Source organism: Kribbella sp. NBC_00382 (assembly GCF_036067295.1).
Lineage (GTDB): Bacteria > Actinomycetota > Actinomycetes > Propionibacteriales > Kribbellaceae > Kribbella.
Genome location: NZ_CP107954.1, coordinates 6791770 through 6815992 on the forward strand (window position 1 = coordinate 6791770; position 24223 = coordinate 6815992).

21 protein-coding genes, 7 tRNA genes and 1 riboswitch are annotated in these 24223 nt (G+C 67.1%); of the genes, 18 read left to right on the forward strand and 10 right to left on the reverse strand.

What is annotated here, in order from left to right; genetic code table 11:
• Positions 1-55: 55 nt before the first annotated feature.
• Entirely contained in the window at positions 56-1534 is a 1479-nt protein-coding gene (locus OHA70_RS32220) for an ArnT family glycosyltransferase (protein WP_328324036.1), read from the forward strand.
• A 167-nt stretch (positions 1535-1701) separates the two neighbouring features.
• Here the strand turns inward: OHA70_RS32220 and OHA70_RS32225 are convergent.
• Positions 1702-1773 (reverse strand) — tRNA-Val (locus tag OHA70_RS32225).
• Between the two features lie 122 nt (positions 1774-1895).
• Between OHA70_RS32225 and OHA70_RS32230 the strand changes: the two genes are divergently transcribed.
• Positions 1896-2456, forward strand: coding sequence for a CGNR zinc finger domain-containing protein (locus tag OHA70_RS32230; protein ID WP_328324038.1), 561 nt, complete (start codon positions 1896-1898; stop codon positions 2454-2456).
• Between the two features lie 105 nt (positions 2457-2561).
• Here the strand turns inward: OHA70_RS32230 and OHA70_RS32235 are convergent, their stop codons facing one another.
• On the reverse strand, positions 2562-3395 hold the full coding sequence (locus OHA70_RS32235) for an aminotransferase class IV (protein WP_328324040.1): 834 nt from the start codon (positions 3393-3395) through the stop codon (positions 2562-2564).
• A 180-nt stretch (positions 3396-3575) separates the two neighbouring features.
• Between OHA70_RS32235 and OHA70_RS32240 the strand changes: the two genes are divergently transcribed.
• The 3 genes from OHA70_RS32240 (at position 3576) to OHA70_RS32250 (ending at position 3874) form a co-directional block, all read left to right on the forward strand.
• Positions 3576-3648: transfer RNA gene (locus OHA70_RS32240), tRNA-Gly, on the forward strand.
• A gap of 52 nt (positions 3649-3700) precedes the next feature.
• Positions 3701-3771: transfer RNA gene (locus OHA70_RS32245), tRNA-Cys, on the forward strand.
• A 31-nt stretch (positions 3772-3802) separates the two neighbouring features.
• A tRNA-Val gene (locus tag OHA70_RS32250) sits at positions 3803-3874 on the forward strand.
• Between the two features lie 332 nt (positions 3875-4206).
• Here the strand turns inward: OHA70_RS32250 and OHA70_RS32255 are convergent.
• The gene (locus tag OHA70_RS32255; protein ID WP_328324042.1) at positions 4207-4650 is read right to left on the reverse strand and encodes a pyridoxamine 5'-phosphate oxidase family protein; all 444 of its coding nucleotides are present in this window, start codon (positions 4648-4650) and stop codon (positions 4207-4209) included.
• 205 nt (positions 4651-4855) lie between these two features.
• On the opposite strand from OHA70_RS32255, the gene OHA70_RS32260 reads away from it, so the two are divergent.
• From OHA70_RS32260 to OHA70_RS32275, 4 genes are all read left to right on the forward strand, one after another.
• A tRNA-Gly gene (locus tag OHA70_RS32260) sits at positions 4856-4928 on the forward strand.
• A 29-nt stretch (positions 4929-4957) separates the two neighbouring features.
• Positions 4958-5028: transfer RNA gene (locus OHA70_RS32265), tRNA-Cys, on the forward strand.
• Between the two features lie 31 nt (positions 5029-5059).
• Positions 5060-5131: transfer RNA gene (locus OHA70_RS32270), tRNA-Val, on the forward strand.
• A 354-nt stretch (positions 5132-5485) separates the two neighbouring features.
• On the forward strand, positions 5486-5758 hold the full coding sequence (locus tag OHA70_RS32275; protein ID WP_328324044.1) for a hypothetical protein: 273 nt from the start codon (positions 5486-5488) through the stop codon (positions 5756-5758).
• A 3-nt stretch (positions 5759-5761) separates the two neighbouring features.
• On the opposite strand, the gene OHA70_RS32280 is transcribed toward OHA70_RS32275, so the two are convergent.
• The 3 genes from OHA70_RS32280 to OHA70_RS32290 all read right to left on the reverse strand — a co-directional run bounded on the left by OHA70_RS32280 (position 5762) and on the right by OHA70_RS32290 (position 9001).
• Positions 5762-6505, reverse strand: coding sequence for an SDR family NAD(P)-dependent oxidoreductase (locus OHA70_RS32280; protein WP_328324046.1), 744 nt, complete (start codon positions 6503-6505; stop codon positions 5762-5764).
• Between the two features lie 23 nt (positions 6506-6528).
• Positions 6529-7596, reverse strand: a complete 1068-nt coding sequence (rsgA, locus tag OHA70_RS32285) for a ribosome small subunit-dependent GTPase A (protein WP_328324048.1) — start codon at positions 7594-7596, stop codon at positions 6529-6531.
• A 163-nt stretch (positions 7597-7759) separates the two neighbouring features.
• On the reverse strand, positions 7760-9001 hold the full coding sequence (locus OHA70_RS32290) for a YihY/virulence factor BrkB family protein (protein WP_328324050.1): 1242 nt from the start codon (positions 8999-9001) through the stop codon (positions 7760-7762).
• Between the two features lie 18 nt (positions 9002-9019).
• On the opposite strand from OHA70_RS32290, the gene OHA70_RS32295 reads away from it, so the two are divergent.
• Positions 9020-10645, forward strand: coding sequence for an acyl-CoA dehydrogenase family protein (locus tag OHA70_RS32295; RefSeq protein ID WP_328324052.1), 1626 nt, complete (start codon positions 9020-9022; stop codon positions 10643-10645).
• A 10-nt stretch (positions 10646-10655) separates the two neighbouring features.
• A riboswitch (ZMP/ZTP riboswitch) is annotated at positions 10656-10739 on the forward strand.
• Between the two features lie 45 nt (positions 10740-10784).
• Positions 10785-12233: a glycine hydroxymethyltransferase gene (locus OHA70_RS32300; protein ID WP_328324054.1), complete on the forward strand. Its 1449-nt coding sequence runs from the start codon at positions 10785-10787 to the stop codon at positions 12231-12233.
• A 1-nt stretch (position 12234) separates the two neighbouring features.
• On the opposite strand, the gene OHA70_RS32305 is transcribed toward OHA70_RS32300, so the two are convergent.
• Positions 12235-13785 (reverse strand): MFS transporter, encoded by a 1551-nt coding sequence (locus OHA70_RS32305; protein ID WP_328324056.1) that lies wholly within the window; start codon positions 13783-13785, stop codon positions 12235-12237.
• Between the two features lie 62 nt (positions 13786-13847).
• Here OHA70_RS32305 and OHA70_RS32310 point away from each other — a divergent pair, with 62 nt between their 5' ends.
• A complete protein-coding gene (locus OHA70_RS32310; protein WP_328324058.1) occupies positions 13848-14321 on the forward strand; it encodes a GbsR/MarR family transcriptional regulator in 474 nt (157 codons plus the stop codon).
• Between the two features lie 207 nt (positions 14322-14528).
• Here OHA70_RS32310 and OHA70_RS32315 read toward each other — a convergent pair whose 3' ends face one another.
• Genes OHA70_RS32315 through OHA70_RS32325 form a run of 3 tightly spaced genes read right to left on the reverse strand, consistent with a single transcriptional unit; the run spans position 14529 to position 18196 of the window.
• A complete protein-coding gene (locus OHA70_RS32315) occupies positions 14529-16379 on the reverse strand; it encodes a glycoside hydrolase family 9 protein (RefSeq protein WP_328324060.1) in 1851 nt (616 codons plus the stop codon).
• 54 nt (positions 16380-16433) lie between these two features.
• On the reverse strand, positions 16434-17633 hold the full coding sequence (locus tag OHA70_RS32320) for an MFS transporter (RefSeq protein WP_328324062.1): 1200 nt from the start codon (positions 17631-17633) through the stop codon (positions 16434-16436).
• Positions 17630-18196 (reverse strand): ArsR/SmtB family transcription factor, encoded by a 567-nt coding sequence (locus tag OHA70_RS32325; RefSeq protein WP_328324064.1) that lies wholly within the window; start codon positions 18194-18196, stop codon positions 17630-17632. The genes OHA70_RS32320 and OHA70_RS32325 overlap by 4 nt, the downstream gene beginning before the upstream one ends.
• Before the next feature lie 384 nt (positions 18197-18580).
• On the opposite strand from OHA70_RS32325, the gene OHA70_RS32330 reads away from it, so the two are divergent.
• The 6 genes from OHA70_RS32330 to OHA70_RS32355 are packed head-to-tail and all read left to right on the forward strand — an operon-like array spanning position 18581 to position 24116.
• On the forward strand, positions 18581-20275 hold the full coding sequence (locus OHA70_RS32330; protein ID WP_328324066.1) for a nitrite/sulfite reductase: 1695 nt from the start codon (positions 18581-18583) through the stop codon (positions 20273-20275).
• Positions 20272-20421, forward strand: coding sequence for a hypothetical protein (locus tag OHA70_RS32335; RefSeq protein ID WP_166678852.1), 150 nt, complete (start codon positions 20272-20274; stop codon positions 20419-20421). The genes OHA70_RS32330 and OHA70_RS32335 overlap by 4 nt, the downstream gene beginning before the upstream one ends.
• Complete coding sequence (locus OHA70_RS32340; protein ID WP_328324071.1) at positions 20418-21101, forward strand: phosphoadenylyl-sulfate reductase; 684 nt, start codon at positions 20418-20420, stop codon at positions 21099-21101. Before OHA70_RS32335 ends, OHA70_RS32340 begins: the two co-directional genes overlap by 4 nt.
• Positions 21083-22012, forward strand: a complete 930-nt coding sequence (gene cysD / locus OHA70_RS32345) for a sulfate adenylyltransferase subunit CysD (RefSeq protein ID WP_328324073.1) — start codon at positions 21083-21085, stop codon at positions 22010-22012. The genes OHA70_RS32340 and cysD overlap by 19 nt, the downstream gene beginning before the upstream one ends.
• A complete protein-coding gene (locus tag OHA70_RS32350) occupies positions 22012-23325 on the forward strand; it encodes a sulfate adenylyltransferase subunit 1 (protein WP_328324075.1) in 1314 nt (437 codons plus the stop codon). The genes cysD and OHA70_RS32350 overlap by 1 nt, the downstream gene beginning before the upstream one ends.
• Positions 23322-24116, forward strand: a complete 795-nt coding sequence (locus OHA70_RS32355) for a sirohydrochlorin chelatase (protein ID WP_328324076.1) — start codon at positions 23322-23324, stop codon at positions 24114-24116. Before OHA70_RS32350 ends, OHA70_RS32355 begins: the two co-directional genes overlap by 4 nt.
• Positions 24117-24223: the final 107 nt, after the last annotated feature.

Below are 24223 nucleotides of genomic sequence, written 5' to 3' on the forward strand. Positions count from 1 at the left end.
CTTCGGCTGACGGCGAAAGCTTCCCGACGCCCCCACCGGCTGACAACATGCCGCCATGAATCGTCCCGGGGTGGGGTTCGCGGCGCGGCCGGTGGCCGGGATCGCGGTGACGCTGGCTGCGGTACTGACTGCTCTGTCGGGCCGCTACGGCTTCCATCGCGACGAGCTGTACTTCCTCGTAGCCGGCGACCACCTCGCCTGGGGGTACGTCGACCAGCCGCCCCTCACGCCGCTGCTGATCCATATGTCCAGCAGTATCTTCGGCGAGACCCCGATGGGCATCCGGGTGTTCTCGACGCTCGCCAGCGCCCTGACCGTCGTGGTGGTCGCGCTGATCTCCCGCGAGTTCAACGCCACCCGCCGAGCCCAGATCCTCGCCGCCCTCTGCACTGCGGTCTCAGGCTTCGTGATGGGCGTAGGCCACCTCGCGTCGACGGCCACCTACGACCTGCTCGCCTGGATGACCATCGCCCTGCTGGCCATCAAGCTCCTCCGCACCAACAACCCCCGCTGGTGGGTAGCCCTCGGCCTGGCAACCGGTATCGCCCTAGAGAACAAGTACCTAGTCGTACTCCCCTTAGCCGCACTCCTGATAGCCGTCCTCATCACAGGCCCCCGGTCCGTACTACGCACCTGGTGGCTCCCAGCCGGCCTAGCCGTAGCCGCCCTGATCGCCGCGCCCAACCTGATCTGGCAAGCAACCCACGACTGGCCCCAACTCACCGTCGCCAGCGGCATCAGCGAGGACGACGGCACCGAGAACCGCATCATGTTCGTCCCCCTCCAGATCCTCCAGCTCTCCCCGTTCCTGGTACCGATCTGGATAGCCGGCTTCCTCAACCTCTGGCGCTCCCCGACTCTGCGCTGGGCCCGCCCGGTCGCACTCGCCTACCCAATCCTCTGCGTCGTAGTACTAGCCCTAGGCGGCAAGCCCTACTACGCCCTCCCCCTACTCCTAGTACTAGTCGCAGCCGGCGCCCAACCCACCCTCAACTGGCTAACCACAACCGCTCGCCGCACCACCCTGGCAGTAGGCCTAGCCCTGACCGCCCTGACCTCGATGCTCTTCACCCTGCCGGTCCTACCCGCTTCAGCCGTCAACTTCGTCATCCCCGTCAATGCCGAGCAAGGCGAACAGATCGGCTGGCAAGAACTGACCATCGCCACCGCCAAAGCCTGGCAACAAATCCCCGAAGCCCAACGGGCCCGAGCCGTTCTCTTCGCCGGCAATTACGGCGAAGCCGGCGCGCTAGCGAAGTACGGACCCGCCCACGGCCTCCCCCAACCCGCCTCCGGCCACATGAGCCTGGCCGACTGGACCCAGCCCTCAGACATGCAAGACGGCCCAGTCCTCCTGGTCGAACAAGAACGCAGCCAGTCCTACGAAGCCAACTTCACCGAATGCCGGCAAGTAGGCACTGTCGGCAACGGCGTCAACGCAGACAACGAAGAACAAGGCGCAGCCCTAGTCCTTTGCACAGGAACCAAACTCCCCTGGTCCCAAACCTGGCCCGCCTTGCGTAGGTACTACTGACAAGCCAAGGCAGCCAAGGCTGGGCGGCAACCCAGCAAACCCGACCCCAGCCAAGGGGGTGTGGGTGGCGAAGCCCCCACAACGCGGCGAGCGAAGCGAAGCCGCACAAATGAAGAGAGCGACCCGGTCCGCCGATGTTGGCGGACATGGGTCGCTCGTCGATCTCGTGGGCGATACTGGGTTCGAACCAGTGACCTCTTCGGTGTGAACGAAGCGCGCTACCACTGCGCCAATCGCCCGGATCTGCTTGCGTCGTACTGTGTTGCGGGTGAAACCATAGCGCATTGGTCAGCGACGTACGAATCGGGCCGGGCTACTCTTGCTGGCAAGACGGACACCCCGTCGCGTTGGAGACGTGATTGTGACTTTCTCGCACGACACCGAGCACGCGCTCGGCACGCTGGTCCGGCTGGTCAACACGCTGCCCGGGCCGAGTAGCCAGGTCGACATGATGGACACGCTCGAGGACCTGGAGAAGTTCGTCCACGAACGCGAGTTCAGCGCGGTGGGCAATCTGACCGAGACCGACCTGCAGGACGTCCGGGAGCTGCGGCCGTTGTTCGCGCCGGTGTTCACGACGGCGTCGGACGCCGAGGCCGCGGCGATGATCAACGCGATCGTCGCCAGCGGTACGACGACGCCCCGGCTGACCAACCACGACGGTCACCCGTGGCACATCCACTACTCGCGCGACGGTTCGTCGCTGACCTGCCGGATCACGGTGGAGTGCGGGATCGCGCTCGCCCAGGTGATCTCGGCAGGTGAGCGCGAGCGGTTGCGGCGCTGCGAGGCGCCGGACTGCGACGACGCGCTGATCGACCTGTCGCGGAACCGCTCCAAGCGCTACTGCGACGCCCGTACCTGCGGCAACCGGCTGCATGTCGCGGCCTACCGCGAACGCCGCAAGACGGCCGGCGAGTAGCTGACGCGCAGCGTCCGGAGTACCGACTGGTGATCCGGACGCTCTCGTTTTCAGCCTGTACTACGTACGCCGCGCATTTCTGCCTGTACTACGTACGCCCTGCCCTTACGGGTCGAGGTCGTCGGCGGAGCGTTCGGCGAAGACCTTCGCGACGGTGGCCGTCACCTCACCCGGTACTGCGAGGTCGCGCTCATCGGCGCGGTGGATCGCCTGGACGTCGCGGGTGGTCGAGGTGAGGAAGATCTCATCGGCCTCGGCCAGCTTCGCCAACGGGATGTCCCGCTCGACTCCGCCGAACCACGCGAGCACCAGGTTGCGGGTGACGCCGGACAGCGCGCCCGACTCCAGCGTCGGCGTGACGAGCTCGCCGTCGAAGACGCAGAAGATGTTCGAGCCGGTCCCCTCGCACAGGTCGCCGATGGTGTTCGCGAAGATCGCCTCGCTGCCGCCGCGCTCCTTGGCATAGGCGAGCGCCCGGACGTTCTCGGCGTACGACGTGGTCTTCAGCCCGGCGACCGCGCTGCGCTCATTGCGCACCCACGGGACCGTGACGATCGCGGAACTCGACGCGGGCTTCTCGATCGCCTGGGCCGCGACGATCAGCGTCGGGCCGTCCGTACCGCGATCCGACGACAACGGCGAGACGCCACCGGTGTACGTGATCCGCAGCCGGCCGAACGCGATGTCCGGATCGGCCTTCACGACGGTCGCGATCGCGTCCCGTACCAGCGCCAGATCGGGCGACGGCAATCCGAGCCCGGTGGCCGAGACAACCAGCCGGTCCAGGTGCCTGGTGGCAGCGAACGGCTGCCCGTCGACGATCTTGATGGTCTCGAAGACGCCGTCACCCGTGGTGAGGCCGTGGTCGAGCGGCGAGACGGTGGCCCCGCCCGCAATGGCAGAGGCGTCGTGAAGAGCGCCGTTCAGCCAGATGTTCATTCCTGCTCCTTCCAACCCGGGACACCTTATGCCGCAAGGCTTCCGGGGCCCGTCACGACGCCCGCGAGTGACCGGGCGATGACACGCGGTTGGCCGGTAGGTGACCCCCGTTTTTGAACTGGCCCGCAGGTGCGCTAATGTTCTTCTCGCACCGAGGGGAACGAAAAACCCGGTTGCAACGCGAACGTAGCTCAGTTGGTAGAGCGCAACCTTGCCAAGGTTGAGGTCGCCGGTTCGAACCCGGTCGTTCGCTCGGAGAGGGCCATTTCTTGGTCATGGAGTCGTAGGCCAGCATTCTCTCGCTTGGTGGAGTGGCCGAGAGGCGAGGCAACGGCCTGCAAAGCCGTGTACACGGGTTCGAATCCCGTCTCCACCTCGATCAGCCTTGTTGCAGCATGCAGTTGCTTGGACGATTGGCGCAGCGGTAGCGCGCTTCCCTGACACGGAAGAGGTCACTGGTTCGATCCCAGTATCGTCCACGAGATCGAGAGCGATCTGTGTTCGCCAACATCGGCGAACCGGGTCGCTCTCGTCATTTGTGCGGCTCGCTTCGCTCGCCGCGCGTGGGGGCTTCGCCACCCACACCCCCTGTCCTGCGCGCCGACGGGGCGACGGTCGGTACTCCCCCGACGGCTGGCCTTTGCTTGTGGTGCTCCGGCGTTGGGGGGCCTATCCCCGGTCTCCGCCCACCCGCGTCTCGCCCGGGCCTCTCCCCGCGGGTCTCCGCCCACCGCCCTTGCACCCGCTCGTCTTTCGACTCGCGCGTGTCCACCTGGATTGCCGTCGGCGCTGCCGTGGTTGTTGTCTTGGCTTAGGTGAGCCAGTTGCCTTCGAGCATGAGGTCGCGGGTGGGGATTTCGTTGACTTCTCGCCAGGCTTGGATGCGGGTGGGGGTTACTCGGAAGAACGGGTAGTTGGCGGGGCGGGGGTCGAAGCCGGCTTTCTTGGCGAAGGCGTTGGCGGTGTTGTCGTCCAGGGAGTCGACGAGCTCGGCCGTGCCGGTGATGAGGACTACGTCTCGGGTCTCGCCTAGTGACAGTTGGATCAGGCCGGTTGCTTGGATGTTGAGGCTGGTTGGGTTCTTGCGGGCGGTCGAGAGCAGCAGGGTGTTGTCCAGCCAGAGGAACGAGAGGGGCATCAGGTACGGCGTACCGTCTGGTGAGGCCGTTGCCACCCAGGCGTCTACGTCGGATTCGAGGCGGTGGAGGATGTCGGCTTTGCGGGTTTCCGCGTTGCGGGCGGGGGCGTGGGGCATCGGGAGATCCTCCGGTTCGGCCTTGTGTGGTGGAGACATGATGCTTCAGGAACGGGTGCAACCAGTGGGGCTGAAGTGGCGAGATTCACGCCTGGGAAGGTGTGTCGGACTTGCCCGGATACTGATTTCAAACTTGGCGGAAAGTGCGCTACTGTTCTGCTCTCGCACCGAGCAGCTCGGAGTACTTCGAACAGCTCAGCGCGATGCGAACGTAGCTCAGTTGGTAGAGCGCAACCTTGCCAAGGTTGAGGTCGCCGGTTCGAACCCGGTCGTTCGCTCGGTACAGGTCAGTAGGCTGAGACTCTGTGGTGGAGTGGCCGAGAGGCGAGGCAACGGCCTGCAAAGCCGTGTACACGGGTTCGAATCCCGTCTCCACCTCGAAACATCCTGAAGCAGTCTGTAGTTGCTTGGACGATTGGCGCAGCGGTAGCGCGCTTCCCTGACACGGAAGAGGTCACTGGTTCGATCCCAGTATCGTCCACGAGAGCGATGAGCGACTCGTGTCCGCCAACATCGGCGGACCGGGTCGCTCTCGTCATTTGTGCGGCTGCGCTTCGCTTGCCGCGTTGTGGGGGCTTCGCCACCCACACCCCCTCTGCTGTGCTCACCCTCGTTGGTAGGCGACTCCCTCGCGAGCCGGCCTCGTCGGTAGGCGACTCCTCCGCGAGCCGCCCTCGTTGGTAGGCGACTCCGCTGTGATCCGCCTTTGTCGGTTGGTATCAGCTGCTTTGTTCGTGGCTGGTGTGCTTCTTGTCCGTCAGGTTCTGGTGAGCGGCAGAGAGGCCCAATCCCCCGTGAATCGGCGGATCCATGGGCCCTACTGGGAGGGGGAGCTGTGTTCACTGCGATTCTGGTGTTCGGGTACTTCGTGGGGGTGAGGATTGTCGGCCGACGGTACTTCGCGCGCCGGCACGGAGTTGGGCTGCGGTTCGGGGAGAGCGGGATGATGGGGGCGACGCTGGTCGGCGCTGGCTGGCCGGTGACCATGTGGTTGGAGTCCGTGCGGCAGCCGGACGCCTGTAGCCATCATCACCACGTCCTGCGACGCAACCAGCTCAGAGCGGAGATCTCGATGGTCGAGCAGCTGAGGCGGGACGAGCGGTCCTGAGCATCACATGCGGAGGTGGGAGCCGCCGTTGAAGTCGAGGACTGTGCCGGTGGCGAACTCCGCCAGGGGTGAGGCGAGGTAGAGGATTGCTGCGGCGACTTCTGCTGGTGCAGCGACCCTTTCTAGCGGGCTCTCTAGACGCCGTCTGTCGTAGCCGGAGCCGGAGAGGGCTTCGGCGGCCATGTCTGTGGTGGTCCAGCCGGGGGCTATGGCGGTTACTGCTATGCCTTCTGGGCCTAGGGATCTGGCCAGGGATTGGGTGAAGGAGACCAGGGCCGCTTTGCTGGCGCCGTAGGCGGGTTGGTTGGGTTCGCCTCGGAAGGCGCCGCGGGATGAGACGTTGATGATTCTGGCGCCTCGGGTCATGTGCTGGGCTGCGCACCAGGTGACGTTGGCGGTGCCGGTGAGGTTGACGTTGAGGGTGTTGGACCAGGCTGATTGCCATTGCTCGTACGTCGTCTGGCGGAGTGGGTGGGGTTCGTAGATGGCAGCGTTGTTGACCAGGACGTCGATTCGGCCGAGGGCACTGGCGGCGCTCTCGACCATCTGCTGGATTGCGGTTGGGTCGGCCAGATCGGCTTGAGCCAGGACGTGGCCCTCCCCCGGTAGGTCCTTCAGGATTGCTTCGGCGGAGTCCCGGGAGGAGCCGTAGTGGACGGCTACCCGATCTCCTTCGGCGGCGAACGCGTGGGCGGTGGCGGCGCCGATGCCGCGGGAGGCGCCGGTGACCAAGACGGAACGATCCATGGGGCCGAGTCTTCCACCCGGCCCTAGGGGCGCGGTTTGATGTCTCGGCGGTAGTCCTTGGTTTGGCGGACCCAGGCCTTGCGGGCCTCGGCCTGGAGGCGGCTGTCAGCTCGGCGGGCCATGTAGGCGGCTTCGCGTTGCAGCTTCACCCAGCTCTCGTACCGACGTACGGAGAGCGTTCCCTCGTCTAGAGCCTCCCGTACTGCGCAGCCTGGCTCGGTGAGGTGCACGCAGTCCTTGAAGCGGCATTGCTCGGCTAGGGCGGTGACGTCCGGGAAGGCAGCCGCTAGGCCCTCGCCGGCCTCTTGCAGGCCGATCCCTCGCAGCCCAGGGGTGTCGATGACGACTCCACCGGCGGGTAGGAGGATCAGCTCACGGCGTACGGACGTGTGCCGGCCTTTGCCGTCCTCGCGGATCGCCTGCACGTCTAGGAGCTGCACGCCGGCCAGTGCGTTCACCAGAGACGATTTGCCCGCGCCACTGGTCCCTAGCAAGGCCATGGTGGCGTTGCCGTCCAGTAGGGCTCTGACGTCTTCTAGGCCTTCGCCTGTTGTCGCACTGCAGACCAGTACGTCGGCACCGGGGGCGGCAGTCGCTACGTCCTCGGCGACGGTGTCGGCGTCGCCTACTAGGTCGGCTTTGGTCAGTACTACGACCGGTCGCGCGCCGCTCTCCCAGGCGAGGGCGAGGAAGCGCTCTATCCGGCCGATGTTGGGCTCTGGGTGCAACCCGACGACGATCGCGACCACGTCGATGTTGGCCGCGAGGACCTGGCCGCGCGAACTACCGCCGACCTCGGCCCGCACGATCGCGGTACGCCGTGGTGCCACCGCCTCGACCGTGATGCGGTCGTCCGGCCACTGGCGTAGCGCGACCCAGTCGCCGGTACACGGTACTGCTTGAGAGTCGGCGGAGATGGCCGCCAGTACTGCGCCTGACCAGCTGGCGCGGACCGGGCCGTCTTCGGTGAGGACAGTCGACAAACCCTTGTCGACCCGGACCACGCGGCCCGGTACCAGTTCCTCGGAGAGTGTTGCGAGGTAGTCGGCCGTTTCGGGGTCGAGCCCGAGGGCCAGAAGTTCTGCTGACATCTTGCGACGAACCTTTCGGGAGGCCCGGCCGCGAGTTCAGCTCAGCGGACGGACGAAGTGGGAGACGACGGCCCGGTGGGCCTGGTCCAAGCTCATGACACCGTCAGCTCCCTTCCATGTCCTGGGCGCTCCGCACACACGGAACGCTGCTGTCACGTCCCGATCAGCCTAGGTCGTCAGGTTCCTTGGGCGCACCGGGTTTTCCGACCGCCGCCGGCTCTCGCTCCTCAACCGGCTCAACCGACTCAACCGGCTCAACCCGCTCGACCACAGCCTCGACGACGGGCTCCACAACCGGTTCAGCGACTACCTCAACGACAGGCTCAGGTTCAACCACAGGCTCGACGACCTCGGCGGGTGCGGCATGTACGCGGGGTTCGCCCAGGGCTTCGATGGCTTTGGCCATTTTGACCTCGGGGCGTTCGTCGTCGGGGGTGATTGCTTCTTCGTGGTGGGTCTTGGAGTCCGTCTTCATGACCGGCTCGGTGGCCTCCGCGAGGGCGTGTTTGCGGGATTTGTGGGGCCACATGCGGTCGACGACCGCGTTCAACGCCGCGCCGATCAGTACGGCGATGGCTGTCATGTAGAGCCACATCAGCACGGCTATCGGCGCCGCCAACGGCCCATAGATCGAGGTGCCGCCGACAGTCGTCTGCAGGATCCAGCGGAGGACGAAGCTGCCTAGGATCCAGATCGAGAGGGCCAGGAAGGAGCCGGGGAGGTCGGAGATCCACGGGGTCCGTACGGGTACCGACAGGTGGTACAGGGTGTTGAGGAAGCCTGCGGACAGGATCGTGACGACCGGCCAGTAGAGCTGGTTGAGGAAGTCGAGCCGGGCGGGCAGCAACGCGTCGACCGCACCAGGACCGGCCAGTACCAGCGGGAGGACGATCACGCCGATCACCAGCGCACCGCAGTACAGGCTGAAGGACAGGGCCCGGGTGCGGATGATGCCGCGCCGGCCGCCCATCCCGTACATGATCGTGATCGTGTCGACGAAGACGTTCAGCGCGCGGCTGCCGGACCACAGCGCCAGCACGAAACCGACCGAGATCACGTCCGGCCGGCCGCCGTCGTCGAGCACCTTCTCCAGGGTCGGCACGATCACGTTGTTGACGGCGTCCGCGGTCAGCGCCCGGCCGGCCAGTTCGGCGATCTGCAGCTTGATGTCGTCGATCGTCTCGACCTGGAAGTACTTGCCGGCGATGAAACCGATGCTGCCGGCCAGTCCGAAGATCAGCGGCGGCAGCGACAGGATCGCGAAGAACGCCGCCTCCGCGGCCAATCCGGTCACCCGGTAGCGCAGACAGGTGCCGACCGTCTGGGTCAGCAACCGCCACGTCGTCCCGGGGAGTCGTCGGGCCCATGCAAGTGAGACGGAGGTCTCGGACCCAGAGCGTGCCATACCGCTTACCGTACTGACATGGCGGACCCAAACGCTGTAACGAATCAGGCTCCCCCACTGCAAGGGGTGAACTTCTTCACGCGAGACACCGCTCTCGGTGACTCTCTGCGTCCGTACGCTGACCTCTTCGACGATCCCGGCCTGACCGCGATCGGCGAACTGGCCAGCTCCGAGGAAGCGCTCTCGCACGCCCTCCCGGCCAATCAGAACTCCCCTGTACTCCGTACGCACGACCGCTACGGTCATCGCATCGACGAGGTCGAGTTCCACCCGTCCTGGCACTGGCTGATGGACAAGGCGGTCGGCTTCGGCCTCCAGGCATCCCCATGGACGAGCGACAAGCCGTCCCCACACCTCACCCGCGCAGCCGGCTTCTACGTCTGGTCGCAGGTCGAGCCCGGCCACGGCTGCCCGATCTCGATGACGTACGCCGCCGTACCGGCCCTCCGCGCCGACAAGGCACTTGCTGACCAATGGGTCCCCCACCTCGCAGCCACCCAGTACGACCCCCGCCGACTGCCCGCCGCCGAGAAGGCGGGCGCGCTGGCCGGGATGGGGATGACGGAGAAGCAGGGTGGATCCGACGTCCGGGCCAACCTCACGACCGCCACCCCGACCGGTGCCGAAGGTGAGTACGTGCTCAACGGGCACAAGTGGTTCTGCTCCGCGCCGCAGGTCGACGTCTTCCTCGTACTGGCCCAGGCGCCCGACGGCCTGACCTGCTTCGTCGTGCCGCGCGTGTTTGCCGATGGCAACCGGAACGCGTTTGCCCTGCAGCGGTTGAAGGACAAACTCGGCAACCGGTCGAACGCGTCCAGCGAGGTCGAGTTCCACGCCACCGTCGGCTACCGGCTCGGCGACGAGGGCGCCGGGGTACGGACGATCATCGAGATGGTCGCGGCGACCCGGCTCGACTGTGTGCTCGGCTCGGCCGCGTTGATGCGCCGGGCGCTGGTCGAGGCGACCTGGCACACCGCGCACCGGAGCGCGTTCGGCGACCTGCTGAAGAACAAGCCCGCGATGCAGAACGTACTCGCTGACCTCGCCATCGAGAGCGAGGCAGCAACCGCTCTCTCGATGCGCCTGGCGGCCGCGATGGACGCGTCGCAGGCCGGTGACGAGCAGGCAGCCGCATTCCGCCGGATCGCCTTGCCCTTGGCCAAGTTCTGGGTCTGCAAGCGGACGTCGTTCACCGTCGCGGAGGCGCTCGAGTGTCTCGGCGGCAACGGTTACGTCGAAGAGAGCGGTCTCCCGTTACTCTTCCGCGAGTCGCCGCTGAACTCCATCTGGGAAGGCTCCGGCACGGTCAACGCCCTCGACGTACTTCGAGCCCTCAGACGGCCCGAATCGCTCGAAGCATGGCTCCTCGAGGTCGGCGCGGCCCAGGGCGCCGATCATCGACTGGACGCGGCAGTGACCGACGTACTGGAATCGCTCTCCGACCTGGCCGGCGCGGAAGCGGGTGCTCGACGGCTGGCCGCCCGGATGGCCGTCTGCCTGCAAGCATCGCTATTGGTCCGGCACTCCACGCCCGAGGTGTCCGACGCGTTCGTGGCGTCGCGGCTGGCCGGCGACTGGGGTGGCGTCTTCGGCACGCTGCCGCGCAGTACGGCGTACGGACCGATCCTCGACCGCATCCTCTGACACGCTAGGGTTACGGCGTCGCGACTGGCGCTGAGGTGGGATCGACCACCGGGGAGCGAAAAGACCGTCGGCACCGTGCGCCTGGGTGCCGCGACCTTGTCACAGGGAACCCCTGTGCGACCTCAGGAGAGAGACGAAGATGACTCAACCCTTCGACGCCGAGAAGGCGTCGGCCGCGTACCGGAACGCGCTCGAGGTGATCGGCGCGGTGGAGCCCACCATCGCCGGCGCGATCAAGGCCGAGCTGGCCGACCAGCGGTCCTCGCTGAAGCTGATCGCCAGCGAGAACTACGCCTCCCCCGCCACCTTGCTGACGATGGGCAACTGGCTCTCGGACAAGTACGCCGAGGGCACCGTCGGGCACCGCTTCTACGCCGGCTGCCAGAACGTCGACACGGTCGAGCAGACCGCTGCCGACCACGCGCGCGAGCTGTTCGGTGCAGCCCACGCCTATGTCCAGCCGCACTCGGGCATCGACGCGAACCTGGTCGCGTTCTGGGCCATCCTGGCGAACCGGATCGAGTCCCCGGCGCTCGCCGAGGCCAGCGCCAAGCACGTCAACGACCTGTCCGACGAGGACTGGGCCAAGCTGCGCAAGGCGCTCGGCGACCAGAAGATGCTCGGCATGTCGCTGGACGCCGGCGGTCACCTGACGCACGGTTTCCGGCCGAACATCTCCGGCAAGATGTTCCACCAGAGCTCGTACGGGACCGACCCGGAGACCGGCCTGCTGGACTACGACAAGGTCGCCGCGACGGCGCGTGAGTTCAAGCCGCTGATCCTGATCGCGGGCTACTCGGCGTACCCGCGCAAGGTGAACTTCGCCAAGATGCGCGAGATCGCCGACGAGGTCGGCGCGACCTTCATGGTCGACATGGCGCACTTCGCCGGGCTCGTCGCCGGCAAGGTCTTCACCGGCGACTACGACCCGGTGCCGCACGCGCACGTCACCACGACCACCACGCACAAGTCGCTCCGCGGCCCGCGTGGCGGCATGGTGCTGTGCCAGCCCGAGTACGCCGATGCCGTCGACCGCGGTTGCCCGATGGTGCTCGGCGGCCCGCTCAGCCAGGTGATGGCGGCCAAGGCCGTCGCGCTCGCCGAGGCGCGCCGCCCCGAGTTCAAGACCTACGCGCAGAACGTCGCCGACAACGCGGTGACGCTGGCCGAGGGCCTGATGAAGCGTGGCGTCAAGCTGGTCACCGACGGCACGGAGAACCACCTCGTACTGCTGGACGTCTCGTCGTACGGCATCACCGGCCGCCAGGCTGAGTCGGCGCTGCTCGACGCGGGCATCGTCACCAACCGGAATGCGATCCCGCGCGACCCGAACGGCGCCTGGTACACCTCGGGCGTCCGGATCGGTACGCCGGCGCTCACCACCCGCGGCTTCGGCGCCGACGAGTTCGACAAGGTCGCCGAGCTGATGGTGGACGTCCTGTCCAGCGTCACCCCGACCACCACGTCGGCCGGTGCCGCGTCGAAGGCGAAGTACGTCCTCGCCGACGGCGTCGCCGACAAGGTCCGCGCGGCCTCCGCCGAACTGCTCGACAAGCACCCGCTGTACCCAGGCCTCGACCTGAACTGAGTCAGACCGAGCGGCGCCCGTCCCCTTCAGGGTCGGGCGCTGTTTTGGTACTAGGCATCAGTACTACGGCCAGCACCGCGCCCGCGATCGCGATGCCCGCCGACACCCACATCGTCGTGTTGAGACTGGTCAGGAACGCATCCCTCACCGAGTCGAGCAAGCCGGCCGAGCCCGTCTTCGCCGCCACGGCGAGCCCGCCGCCGAGACCTCTCTCGACCGCCTCGGCAGCAGTGGCGGGCAACCCCTCCGTGTCCACGTTGCTCCGATAGACCGAGTTCAGCACCGTGCCCAGTACTGCGACGCCAACCGTCCCGCCGACCTGCCGGAAGGCCTGCAGGAGCGCGGATCCGGTGCCTGCACGCTCCGGATCGAGTACGCCGAGGCCCGCGTTCATCGCCTGCGGCATCGAGCAGCCGAGCCCGAACCCGACCACGACGAACCAGATCGCCGTGTAGCCGTAGCCGGTACCGAGCTCAGTGGAAGCGCCGAGTACGAACCCAGCGGCCATCACGACGAATCCGGCGCTGACCACCAGCCTGGTCCCCAGCTTCGACTCGACCGGAGCGGCGAGCTTCGCGCCGAGCGTCATGCCGCCGATGAACGGCAGCAGCTTGAGCCCGGTGTGCAGCGCGTCAGATCCGTCGATGCCCTGGAAGTACTGCGGCATCGTGAACAGCAGGCCGAAGATCGCGAACACCGAGACCGTCAGCAGCAACGCGCTCCCGGTGAAGGTCTTCTCGCTGAACAGTCGCAACTCGATCAGAGCGTTACCGCGTCGACTGCGTTGCCACCGCAGGAACAGGGTCAGCAGAACGACGGCGAGCACCAGGAACACGATCGTGGCTCCATCGGTCCAGGAGCTCTCGCCCGCCTTCGTGACGCCGTACACGAGTGCGGCCAACCCGGCACTGGAGAGCGCGATCCCGAGCCAGTCGATGCTCGGGCGGTTCGCACTCCGTGACTCCGGTACCAGCAGGCTGACCGCGAGCGCGGCGAGCAGCGCAATCGGTACGTTGAGGTAGAAGATCCACTGCCAGCCGGCGTGATCGAGCAACAGGCCGCCGACGATCGGGCCGAGCGGCATGCCGATGCTGTTGGCCACGACGAAGAAGCCGATCGCCTTCTTGCGCTCCTCCGGGGTTCGGAAGAGCACGGTGATCAGGGAGAGCGCGACCGGGACGATCATCGCCGCGCCGATGCCGAGGGCCGCGCGTGAGGCGATCAGCGCGTCGGCCGAGTCGGAGAGCGCGCACGCCAGGGACGCGGCGCCGAAGAGTGTGAGTGCGATCGCGATGATCTTGCGCCGTCCGTACCGGTCGCCGAGCAGGCCGGCGGGCAGAAGGAGCGCTGCGAGCACCAAGTTGTACGAGTTCGCCATCCACTGCAGCTGGCTGGTGGAGGCGTCAAGGTCGGCGGCCAGCGTGGGCAGCGCGACGTTCAGCACGGTGGTGTCGAGGCCGAGCACGAGGACGGCCAGACAGAGCGCGGACAGTACGCCGAAGCGACGGCCGCCGGTCAGCGTCTCCGCCTCGGCCACGGGGGTGCAGGTCATGAATGCAAATTATCAGAACTCTCTGATAATTGGGATAGATCCGACTGCTGTAGTCTTCAACCATGTCACCGGATCCCACCCCTGCTGAGATCAGCCAGTTCGTCGAACGGTTCGCCGGCGTGCTCGCGAACAGCGGCGTACCGACGATGTCGGCCCGGGTGATGGCGTGCATGCTGGTCAGCCCTAACGGCACCATGACGGCAGCCGAGCTCGCCGAGTCGCTGAAGATCAGCCAGCCCGCGGTCTCCGGAGCCGTCCGGCAACTGATCCAGGTCTCCTTCATCACCCGCGAACGCCTGCCCGGCTCCCGCAAGGACCACTACCGCATCCGCGACGACGTCTTCGCCGCCATCCTCGAACGCCGCAACAACGCCCTCGGCGAATGGGAGTCCTCGGTCCTGTCCGGCGTCGACCTCTTCGGCGAGGACAGCGTCGTCGGCCGGCGCCTGTCGGAGAACGCCGAGTTCTTCGCCTTCATCCGCGAAGACCTCAACCAAATGATCAAGAACTGGCGCGCCGACCACCCAGCCCGTTAGTCCCCGCACGGCTCCTCCGCCGCATCTCCAACCCACCCCAGGTCGCACACCTCGACTTTGTGCACGGTGTACCCATCGGCAATCGTTTGCCGGTGACTACACCGTGCACAAAGTCGGCAGCCTCGGGCACCTATCGCTTGAACTGCCGTCCACGAGTCGCGTTCACGGTCGGGCGAGCGCCACGGTGGAGGAGATGGGTGGGGAGTGCTAGCGGGTGAGGGCGTAGACGGCGATGGCGGCGAAGTCGTCGGCGGGTTCTGAGGCCTGCCAGGAGCGGACGTCGTCCACGTAGCGGGAACCGCGGCCGGTGAACTGGTTGTAGAAGTCGATGCCGTTGACTGGGCAGGGCTTCATGTTGTCGAGGTTGTCGCCCAGGCCTTCTTCGAAGAGGTCGGCGGAGTTGGGGCCGTTGACCACGCCGCCGATCAGCGGGCGGTCGACGATGTTGGCGATCTGGTGGTGGGGGCAGCGCTCGGCGGGTTCACCGATGCCGATCATGAAGGAGACGCCCCAGGGGTTGGCGCCGAAGTTCCAGTTGAGTTGGTTGTTGCCGAAGGTGTCGTACCGTCGGTCGCCGGTGGCGGTGCGGTAGAGGCGGGCGGTGGCGGCGAGGCCGAAGGCGTGCGGGACGGCGTCGAAGTTGTCGTACTGTGCGCCGGCGCCGAACGGGTCCTTGGCGGCCCGCTTCACGCCGATCTCCAGTTGCGCCCGGAGGTCGTTCTTCAACGCGGCAACGTCAACCGTGCGATCAAAGCGGGCCGCGCGGATCAGGTCGGCATGGGCGAGAGCGCTGACGTCGTACAGGTTGAGGGTGTCGCCGCCGGCTTCGTGCTTGAGGTACTCCCCCGCCCAGTACTGCGAGGTCTTCAGCCAGCCGCGGGCCCTCGGGTCACGGAGCTTCTGGGCCGCCAGGGCGAGTTCAGCGGCGCCGAGTTCGAGGTCGTCTCGCCAGGCACTCTCCGGGTAGAAGGCGAACGGCAACGAAGTCGTCAGCTGCTTGACGTTCGTCGTCTGCGCAAGGGAGAAGATCTGCGCGGCGGTCGCCAGGTGCTGACGGGCGCGGCGTGGCGACGTACGGGCTTCCACCTGTGCAGCAAGGGCAAACGCGGCAGCCGTGCGACCAGCGAGGTTCGGGCTCAGGAGCTTGCCGGGAGCGGCCGCGCGGAAGACCGGGCGGTTCTTGATGAACTGGTGGCCTGGCGCGTTGTCGTGGTCGTCCGCCTCGGGCAGCCGCCAGATGTCGTGATCGCCGATGAAGGTCTCCTCGGCGTTCCCAGCGCCCGCACCAACCTGGATGTAGAGCGTCTTCGTCTTCTCGTCCCACATCTTGTCCAGCCAGGTCAGCCCGTGCCGAGCTTCCTTCAGCAACGTCTGATCCGGCCACCGGCCGTCCCGGGCCGATGCCCAGAGCAACGATTCCGAGTACGCCGCGATGTGGGTGAACTTGAGGTAGTCGCCCGCGTCGTACCAACCGCCCTCGACATCGACCGGCCCACCGATCCGCCGCAGCTCCCCCACGGTCTGATCCGTGTCGGGATCGACGAACTTTGGCGTCTCGTAGACCGACGCGGTCCGGTCCGTGAGGTGCGCCGGCTTACGCCCGAGCGACCCGCGGACGACGTTCGCCCCGTCCCGCTGCTCGGTGAAGAACGTCACCGCCTTGTCCTTCGCCCCGCCGAGCAACCGGTTGGCGGACCCGACCTCGAAGGCCGGCGACGTCGGCACCCCGGCGACCTTCACCCGGTACGTCCCCGACCGCCGCAGCCCGGACAGATCCAGCTTGTAGACATGCTTGTACGCCGTATTCCAACTGCCGGCGTCCTGACCAGCGCGCCCGGAGAGCAGCCGACGCCCCCGCCGATCAACCACCTCGAATCGCGCACCCGCCGCGACCTGCCCGGTCATCAGGTACGCCGCTTCGCCCGCCGCCCCCGTATAGCCGAGCTGGTTCACCCGGATCAGCCCCGAGTACAGCGGCGAGTATGCAGCGGCCGCCACCGGCGTCAGCGCCAGACCGGCGGCCAGAGTGCTCGAGATGACGCGGCGCAACGTTCCCATCGCGGGCTCCTCTGCGACAACCGTTAGGAAACCTTCCTATTGGTGGCCGACACGCTAGCGCAGGCGCGCGGCGGAGTACACCATCAGAGCGCCGAAAATCGCTCCGATCAGCAGACAGGCCGGGCCGATGCCGGACAGGCTGATCAGCGCGCCGAAGGCGACCATCGCCACGGGCATCAGCGCCTCGTCGGAGAGGCTCACGATGCTGCTCGTCCGGCCGAGGTACGCGGGGTCGATCGTCTGCTGGAACGCGCCGGACAACTGCGCTGACGCTAGTCCCGCGGTGAACCCGATGAGACCCATCGCGATGAAGACGCCCGGTCTTGGCGTCAGACCGATCGCAGCGCAGGCCGCGGCCTGCAGGATCAGGACGATCATCCCGGCACGAGCCGCGTTGTTCGGGCGCCAGCGCATGGCCAGGATGGCGCCGACGGCTGCGCAGATGCCTGAGCAGGCTTGGAAGAGGCCCAATGCTCCGGCTCCCCAGCCGGACTGCGAGGTTCGCTGGACCAGGCCGACCGCGATGACCGGACCGACGCAGAGGTTGAGTCCGAAGAAGGCGATCACGAGGGTGCGGGCTTGGAGGTCGCGGCGGAGGTAGCTGAAGCCGGCGCGGAGGTCGGCGCGGATCGACGTACCGGTTGAGGCGGGTTGTGGGACTCGGGGGCGGACGACGAAGGCCAGGGCGAGGGCGATCAGGGCGAAGGAGACGGCGTCGACGAGCATCACGGAGGCGAGGCCGCCGTGGGCGACGAGGAAGCCGCCGAGTGGGGCGCCGGCGAAGACTGCGAGGCGGCTGGCGAGTTGCTTGGCGGCGGCGAGGCTGACGAGGTCTTCGGGGCGGACCATTCGGCGCGGCATGGTGCCGGCGGCGGGGGTGTAGATCGCGTCGGAGGCGCCGAAGAGGATCGCGACCACGAGCAGCAGCGGGAGCGAGATGCCCTGCATGGTGGCGACCACGGCCGCGGAGGCGAGGACGACGATGCGGGCGAGGTTGGCGAGGATCATCGTGCGGCGGGCGTCGAGGCGGTCGGCCAGGGCGCCGCCGTACAGGAGCATGAGCGCCCGCGGGAGCGCGCCGACACCCATCACCAGCCCGGTCCCGGCAGGCGACGTCACCTGAGCAGCGCTCCAGGCAAGACCCACGTACCAGGCGACATCACCGACCTCGGACACCGCCGACGAGAAGATCCACCCCTGCACCCGCCGATCCCGCCGCAACGGGGGAAACACCGGGGCGACAGTCGTACTCATGGGCGGGCGGGGACGCCGTGGGCGAAGGCGAAGATTGTTTCGGCATCTTCGCCCGAGTCGGGGTTTTCGTAGTACTCCTGGATCAGGTCTTGGATCCGTCCGGACAGCTCAGTGAGGCGTTCAGGTGTCAATGTGAGCCAACTCTCGGTCGAGAACGCAGCCCGCACCCAGGGCTCGTCGTATTGCTGGCGATCTTCGAACCAGCCCCGCACTTTGGCCGTGTGATGGGCCAGGTTCACCTCCTCCGCGGTCGTCGCGACCAGCTCCGCAGCCGGGTCGCCGCCGGCGTCCGCGACGGACCACGAGTACGACGCGTGCGCGCTGCGCCACCACCTTTCGCGCCGGTTCTTCGCGAGCTCCGGCGCCTCCTCGATCACCCCCGCTGCAGCGAGAACCTTGAGGTGATGCGACACATTTCCGACCAGTTCACCGGTCGCCTCGGCCAATCGGGACGCCGTCGACGGACCCTCGACGCCGATCAGGTCGATCAGCCGGCGCCGGAGCGGGTGATTGATCGCGGCGATCACGGAGCTGTCGGCGGTACGCCGGTTCGCGGGGCTCATAGCGGTGAGACTATCTTCAACAAGAACTCTTGCACAAGAGTTCTTGCTGGTTACATTTCACGCCTGAATCAATCAGCAGCAGACTGGTACAGATAGCCACATCGTGAGATCGCATCTCACGATGCAGGAATGGGAGTTGATTTACCGGCTGATTCCACTGAGGCTTATCACCATGCTCGCTGCCCGCTCGACTCATCTCGTAGGTCGGATTCACGTCGACCTCGGTCGCATGCGCAGCGCCATCTGTCGTCCTTCGATGCTCTGACAGCCACCCCGCTCGAAACATCTGCTGGGTGCGCACCGCGCAGACCAGATCGAATCGACGACGCTTCGAGCTAGCCTCACGCGGACGCACCTGTCTCTAGGACAAGGACACCGTTCCGGATGACTGGCGTCTCCTCCCCACAGCAAGCCCGCAAAGCCCCGCGCCCCCGCAAGGGCAAGGGCGAAGGCCAATGGGCGCTCGGCTACCGCGAGCCGCTGAACAAGAACGAAGAGAACAAGAAGAACGACGACGGCCTGAACGTCCGGGCCCGGATCGAGAACATCTATGCCCACCGCGGGTTCGACTCGATCGACCCGGCCGACCTGCGCGGCCGGTTCCGCTGGTGGGGTCTCTACACCCAGCGCAAGCCCGGGATCGACGGCGGCAAGACCGCCACCCTCGAGCCGGAGGAGCTGGACGACAAGTACTTCATGCTCCGGGTCCGGATCGAAGGCGGCCAGCTGAGCGCCGAGCAGCTCCGGGTGATCGCGGAGGTGTCCAGCACCTACGCCCGCGACACTGCCGACATCACCGACCGGCAGAACATCCAGCTGCACTGGATCCGGGTCGAGGACATCCCGGCCATCTGGCAGAAGCTCGAGGCGGTCGGCCTCTACACCACAGAGGCCTGTGGTGACGTCCCGCGCGTGATCATCTCCAGCCCGGTTGCCGGGATCGCCGCGGACGAGATCATCGACCCGACGCCGGCCATCGACGACATCGTCGAGCGGTACATCGGTACCACCGAGTTCTCCAACCTGCCGCGCAAGTTCAAGACCGCGATGACCGGCCACCCGTCGCACGACGTGGTGCCGGAGGTCAACGACATCAGCTTCGTCGGCGTCGTCCACCCCGAGCACGGGCCGGGCTTCGACCTCTGGGTCGGCGGCGGCCTGTCCACCAACCCGATGCTCGCTCAGCGCGTCGGGGCGTGGATCCCGCTGGACGAAGTACACCTGGCCTGGAAGGGCGTCATCGGGATCTTCCGCGACTACGGGTACCGCCGGCTGCGGACCCGGGCGCGGTTGAAGTACCTGGTCGCCGACTGGGGCATGGAGAAGTTCCGCGAGATCCTCGAGAGCGACAAGTACCTCGGCCGCAAGCTGATCGACGGACCCGCGCCCGAGATCCCCGCAGTACAAGGCGATCACGTCGGCGTGCACAAGCAGAAGGACGGCCGGTACTACGTGGGCGTCGCTCCCGTCGTCGGGCGGGTCTCGGGGAGCGCTCTCGCCAAGGTGGCCGATGTCGTCGCGGCGCACGGTTCGGACCGGATCCGCACCACCGCGCAGCAGAAGTTCATCGTGCTCGACGTCGAGGAGTCGAAGGTCGAGTCGCTCGTCGCCGCACTGGACGACCTCGGCTTCCAGGCCCGGCCGTCGGCCTGGCGGCGGAACACGATGGCCTGCACCGGCATCGAGTTCTGCAAGCTGGCGATCGTCGAGACCAAGGCCCGCGCCGCCGAGCTGATCAACGAGCTCGAGGAGCGGATCCCCGATCTCGACACGCCGATCACGGTGAACGTGAACGGCTGCCCGAACTCCTGCGCCCGGATCCAGGTCGCCGACATCGGCCTCAAGGGCCAGCTGGTACTCGATGCCGAGGGCAAGCAAGTACCGGGCTACCAGGTGCACCTCGGTGGCGGGCTCGGCCTGGACGCCGGCTTCGGCCGCAAGCTGCGTGGCCACAAGGTCACCTCCGAGGGACTCGCCGACTACGTCGAGCGGATCACCCAGAACTACCTGAAAGAGCGGTCCGAGGGCGAGCGCTTCGCCCAGTGGGTCGTCCGTGCCGAGGAAGGAGCTTTGCAATGAGTGAGCGAGCAGCACCGTTGTACTGCCCGTACTGCGGTGACGAGGACTTGCGTCCTTCCGAAGAGGGTCACGGCGCGTGGGAGTGCCGCCCTTGTGCACGGGTGTTCCAGCTGAAGATGATCGGACTGCGGGTGAGCGTCGAATGAATGCCTTGAAGGAACTCGCCGAGGAGGCGAACGAACGACTAGCCGACGCCTCGGCGCTGGAGGTGCTGGCGTGGGCGCGGGAGACGTTCGGTGACGAGCTGGTGGTGACCGCGTCGATGGCCGACGGAGCACTCCCCCACCTGGCGGCTGAGGCGGCGCCCGGCGTCGACGTGCTGTTCCTCGACACCGGCTACCACTTCGCCGAGACGATCGGCACCCGGGACGCGGTCGCCGCGACCCTTCCGATCCACCTGATCAACGCGACGCCGAAGCAGACGGTCGCCGAGCAGGACGCGGAGTACGGCAAGGATCTGTTCGCCCGTGAGCCCGACAAGTGCTGTGCGATGCGCAAGGTCGAGCCGCTCAACCGGGTGCTGTCCGGCTACAAGGCGTGGGTCACCGGCGTACGCCGGGAAGAGGCGCCGACCCGGGCCAACACCCAGGTCGTCGAGTACGACGAGAAGCGCGACATGGTGAAGCTCAACCCGATCGCGCCGTGGACGCAGGCCGACTTGGACGAGTACATCAACGACAACGGCGTACTGGTGAACCTGCTGCAGTACGACGGCTACCCGTCGATCGGCTGCCAGCCGTGCACCAAGCAGGTCGCTCCTGGCGAAGACCCGCGCAGCGGCCGGTGGGCCGGCCAGGGCAAGATCGAATGCGGGCTGCACACGTGACCGCGGTGATCAGCGCGCCAGTGGCGACCGAGCTGGACGCGCTCGAGAGCGAGTCGATCTTCATCTTCCGTGAGGTGGCGGCGGAGTTCGAGCGGCCGGTGATCCTGTTCTCCGGTGGCAAGGACTCGATCGTGATGCTGCACCTGGCGCGCAAGGCGTTCGCGCCGGCGCCGGTGCCGTTCACGTTGCTGCACGTCGATACCGGGCACAACTTCACCGAGGTACTGGAGTATCGCGACGCGACCGTCGCGGCACTCGGGCTGCGGCTCGAGGTCGCCAAGGTCGAGGACTACCTGGCCGACGGCCGGCTCAGAGAGCGCTCTGACGGCACCCGCAACCAGCTGCAGACCATTCCGTTGCTGGATGCAATCAACGGGCACCGGTTCGACGCGGTCTTCGGTGGCGGACGCCGTGACGAGGAACGCGCTCGGGCCAAGGAGCGGATCTACAGCCTTCGGGACGAGTTCGGCCAGTGGGACCCGCGCAACCAGCGGCCCGAGTTGTGGTCGCTCTACAACGGCAAGCACAAGCCGGGCGAGCACGTCCGGGTGTTCCCGCTGTCGAACTGGACCGAGCTGGACATCTGGAACTACATCGAGCGCGAAGAGATCCCGCTGCCGAGCATCTACTACGCGCACGAGCGGGACGTGTTCGAGCGCGACGGCATGTTGCTTGCCGTCGGCCCCTACTCGCAGCCCCGCGCCGATGAGGACGTCACCCCCAGGGTGGTCCGCTATCGGACCGTCGGCGACATGTCCTGCACCGGGGCGGTCGCGAGCACCGCGGTCTCAGCGGCCGAGGTTGTCATCGAGGTCGCCGCGAGCGAGATCACCGAGCGCGGCGCCACCCGCGCCGACGACCGGGCCAGCGAGGCCGCCATGGAAGACCGCAAACGAGAGGGGTACTTCTGATGAGCGCCCTGATCCAGCGGCAGCTGCTGCGGCTCGCCACGGCGGGCTCGGTCGACGACGGCAAGTCCACGCTGGTCGGACGGCTGCTGCACGACTGCAAGGCCATCCTCGCCGACCAGATCGCGCACGTTCAGCACGTCTCGTCCAGTCGCGGCTCGGGTGACTTCGACTTCGCTCTGCTCACCGACGGTCTGCGGGCCGAACGCGAACAGGGCATCACGATCGACGTCGCCTACCGGTACTTCGCGACCGACAAGCGCTCCTTCATCCTGGCCGACTGCCCCGGGCACGTGCAGTACACCCGGAACACGGTCACCGGAGCGTCGACGGCGGATGTCGTGATCATCCTGGTCGATGCGCGGCACGGCGTACTGGAGCAGACCCGGCGGCACCTCGCCGTGGCCGGCCTGCTCCGGGTCCCGCACGTGGTGCTGGCGGTCAACAAGATCGACCTGGTCGGGTACGACGAGGCCGTGTTCAAGGGCATCGCCAAAGATGTCTCGCAACTGGCCGACCAGCTCGACATCGGCGACGTGCAGGCGATCCCGGTCTCCGCGCTCGTCGGCGACAATGTCGTGGAGCGCTCTCCGGCCACTACCTGGTACGACGGGCCGACGCTGCTCGAGTACCTGGAGAACGCGACCGGCCGCGACGACATCTCGGCCCAGCCGCTGCGCTTCCCGGTGCAGTACGTGATCCGGCCGCAGACCGACGACCAGTACCGCGACTATCGCGGGTACACCGGAACCGTTGCCTCAGGCACCGTGTCGGTCGGCGACCAGGTGATCGTGCTTCCCGCAGGGCGGCGTACGTCGGTCTCCGGGATCGACCACGCCGTCATCAGCGCCACCAGTACCGCCGTCGCCGAGCGGCCGTCCGCGGTCGCCGGTGAGGCCATCACTGTCCGGCTCGCAGACGACCTCGACGTCGCCCGTGGATCGGTCATCGTTTCCGCCGACTCCTCCCCCGGCACCCGCCGGGAACTGGCGGCCACCCTGTGCTGGCTGTCGGACCGTCCGCTGACCGTGGGCGCCCGGCTGCTGATCAAGCACACCACCACTACTGCCCAGGCGATCGTCACCAAGATCAACGGTGCGCTCGATGTAAGTGGCACAGGCACGCTCTCCGTTTTGCCGGCCACCGGGCTCGAACTCAACGACATCGGCAAGGTGCAGCTCAAAATCGCCGCACCACTCGCCGCTGACCCGTACTCCAGCAACAACATCACCGGATCGTTCCTGCTGATCGACGCCCACGACGGGTGGACGCTGGCGGCCGGAATGATCGACGACGAAGAAGGGGAACTGCTGTGACCGCACCAGCGCTCGTAGTCCTCGCCCACGGCAGCCGCGATCCGCGATCGGCCGCCACCGTCCACTCGCTGGTCGCGTGCCTGCGCGAGATGCGGGACGACCTGCGGATCGAAGCCTCCTTCCTCGACCACTGCCCGCCGACGCCGTACCAGGTGATCGGGAAACTCGCCGCCGAGGGCGTCGAGGAGGTGGTGGTGCTGCCGTTGCTGCTGTCCACCGCCTTCCATGCGCGGACCGACATCCCGGCCGTCATCGACGAGTCGCGCAGCCGGTTCCCGGACCTGCGGATCATCGCCTCCGACGTGCTCGGGTACGACGACACGCTGCTCGACGTCCTCGACCGCCGGATGCGCGCCGAGCTCAAGGACGGCCGGGTGCGTGAACTCGACGCGCTCGTACTGGCGTGCGCCGGCTCGAGCGACGCCCAGGCCAACGCAGCCGTCACCCGGCTCGCCAGGCTCTGGGGTCAGCGCCACAAGCTCCCGGTGACCGCAGCCTTCACCACAGCCGCCACCCCGAGCCCGGCTGAAGCCGTCCTCCAGTGGCGCCTCGAAGGCCGTCGTCACGTAGCCGTCGGCTCCTTCTTCCTAGCTCCCGGGGTCCTCCCCGACCGAGCCGAAGAAATGTCCCGCAAGGCCGGCGCTGTAGCTGTCTCCCGCCCGCTAGGAGTAAGCGCCGAAGTAGCCCGCCTAGTCCTCCTCCGCTACGGCGTAGCCGGCCTAGACCTCCTCACGCTGGCACCGGCGCCTCGCCCGGTGCTCATGCGCCCGGAGCTGGTTCGGACCGCCTGACCTCGCACCAGCACCAGAACCCCGCCGGGAAGCACGTCCCCGGCGGGGTTCCGTTTCTCCGGGGACGGTTGTACCTTCTGTCGCTAGTGGGACTGACCGGGCTTGGG

What these genes read in the sequence shown, in the direction of transcription:
- OHA70_RS32310 (WP_328324058.1), top strand. Translation starts at nt 13,848, where the DNA reads ATGTCACCGGATCCCACCCCTGCTGAGATCAGCCAGTTCGTCGAACGG.
- OHA70_RS32305 (WP_328324056.1), bottom strand. Translation starts at nt 13,785, where the DNA reads ATGACCTGCACCCCCGTGGCCGAGGCGGAGACGCTGACCGGCGGCCGT.
- OHA70_RS32295 (WP_328324052.1), top strand. Translation starts at nt 9,020, where the DNA reads ATGGCGGACCCAAACGCTGTAACGAATCAGGCTCCCCCACTGCAAGGG.
- OHA70_RS32315 (WP_328324060.1), bottom strand. Translation starts at nt 16,379, where the DNA reads ATGGGAACGTTGCGCCGCGTCATCTCGAGCACTCTGGCCGCCGGTCTG.
- OHA70_RS32290 (WP_328324050.1), bottom strand. Translation starts at nt 9,001, where the DNA reads ATGGCACGCTCTGGGTCCGAGACCTCCGTCTCACTTGCATGGGCCCGA.
- OHA70_RS32280 (WP_328324046.1), bottom strand. Translation starts at nt 6,505, where the DNA reads ATGGATCGTTCCGTCTTGGTCACCGGCGCCTCCCGCGGCATCGGCGCC.
- OHA70_RS32330 (WP_328324066.1), top strand. Translation starts at nt 18,581, where the DNA reads ATGACTGGCGTCTCCTCCCCACAGCAAGCCCGCAAAGCCCCGCGCCCC.
- OHA70_RS32320 (WP_328324062.1), bottom strand. Translation starts at nt 17,633, where the DNA reads ATGAGTACGACTGTCGCCCCGGTGTTTCCCCCGTTGCGGCGGGATCGG.
- OHA70_RS32220 (WP_328324036.1), top strand. Translation starts at nt 56, where the DNA reads ATGAATCGTCCCGGGGTGGGGTTCGCGGCGCGGCCGGTGGCCGGGATC.
- rsgA (WP_328324048.1), bottom strand. Translation starts at nt 7,596, where the DNA reads ATGTCAGCAGAACTTCTGGCCCTCGGGCTCGACCCCGAAACGGCCGAC.
- OHA70_RS32235 (WP_328324040.1), bottom strand. Translation starts at nt 3,395, where the DNA reads ATGAACATCTGGCTGAACGGCGCTCTTCACGACGCCTCTGCCATTGCG.
- OHA70_RS32340 (WP_328324071.1), top strand. Translation starts at nt 20,418, where the DNA reads ATGAATGCCTTGAAGGAACTCGCCGAGGAGGCGAACGAACGACTAGCC.
- OHA70_RS32350 (WP_328324075.1), top strand. Translation starts at nt 22,012, where the DNA reads ATGAGCGCCCTGATCCAGCGGCAGCTGCTGCGGCTCGCCACGGCGGGC.
- OHA70_RS32255 (WP_328324042.1), bottom strand. Translation starts at nt 4,650, where the DNA reads ATGCCCCACGCCCCCGCCCGCAACGCGGAAACCCGCAAAGCCGACATC.
- cysD (WP_328324073.1), top strand. Translation starts at nt 21,083, where the DNA reads ATGCGGGCTGCACACGTGACCGCGGTGATCAGCGCGCCAGTGGCGACC.
- OHA70_RS32325 (WP_328324064.1), bottom strand. Translation starts at nt 18,196, where the DNA reads ATGAGCCCCGCGAACCGGCGTACCGCCGACAGCTCCGTGATCGCCGCG.
- OHA70_RS32335 (WP_166678852.1), top strand. Translation starts at nt 20,272, where the DNA reads ATGAGTGAGCGAGCAGCACCGTTGTACTGCCCGTACTGCGGTGACGAG.
- OHA70_RS32300 (WP_328324054.1), top strand. Translation starts at nt 10,785, where the DNA reads ATGACTCAACCCTTCGACGCCGAGAAGGCGTCGGCCGCGTACCGGAAC.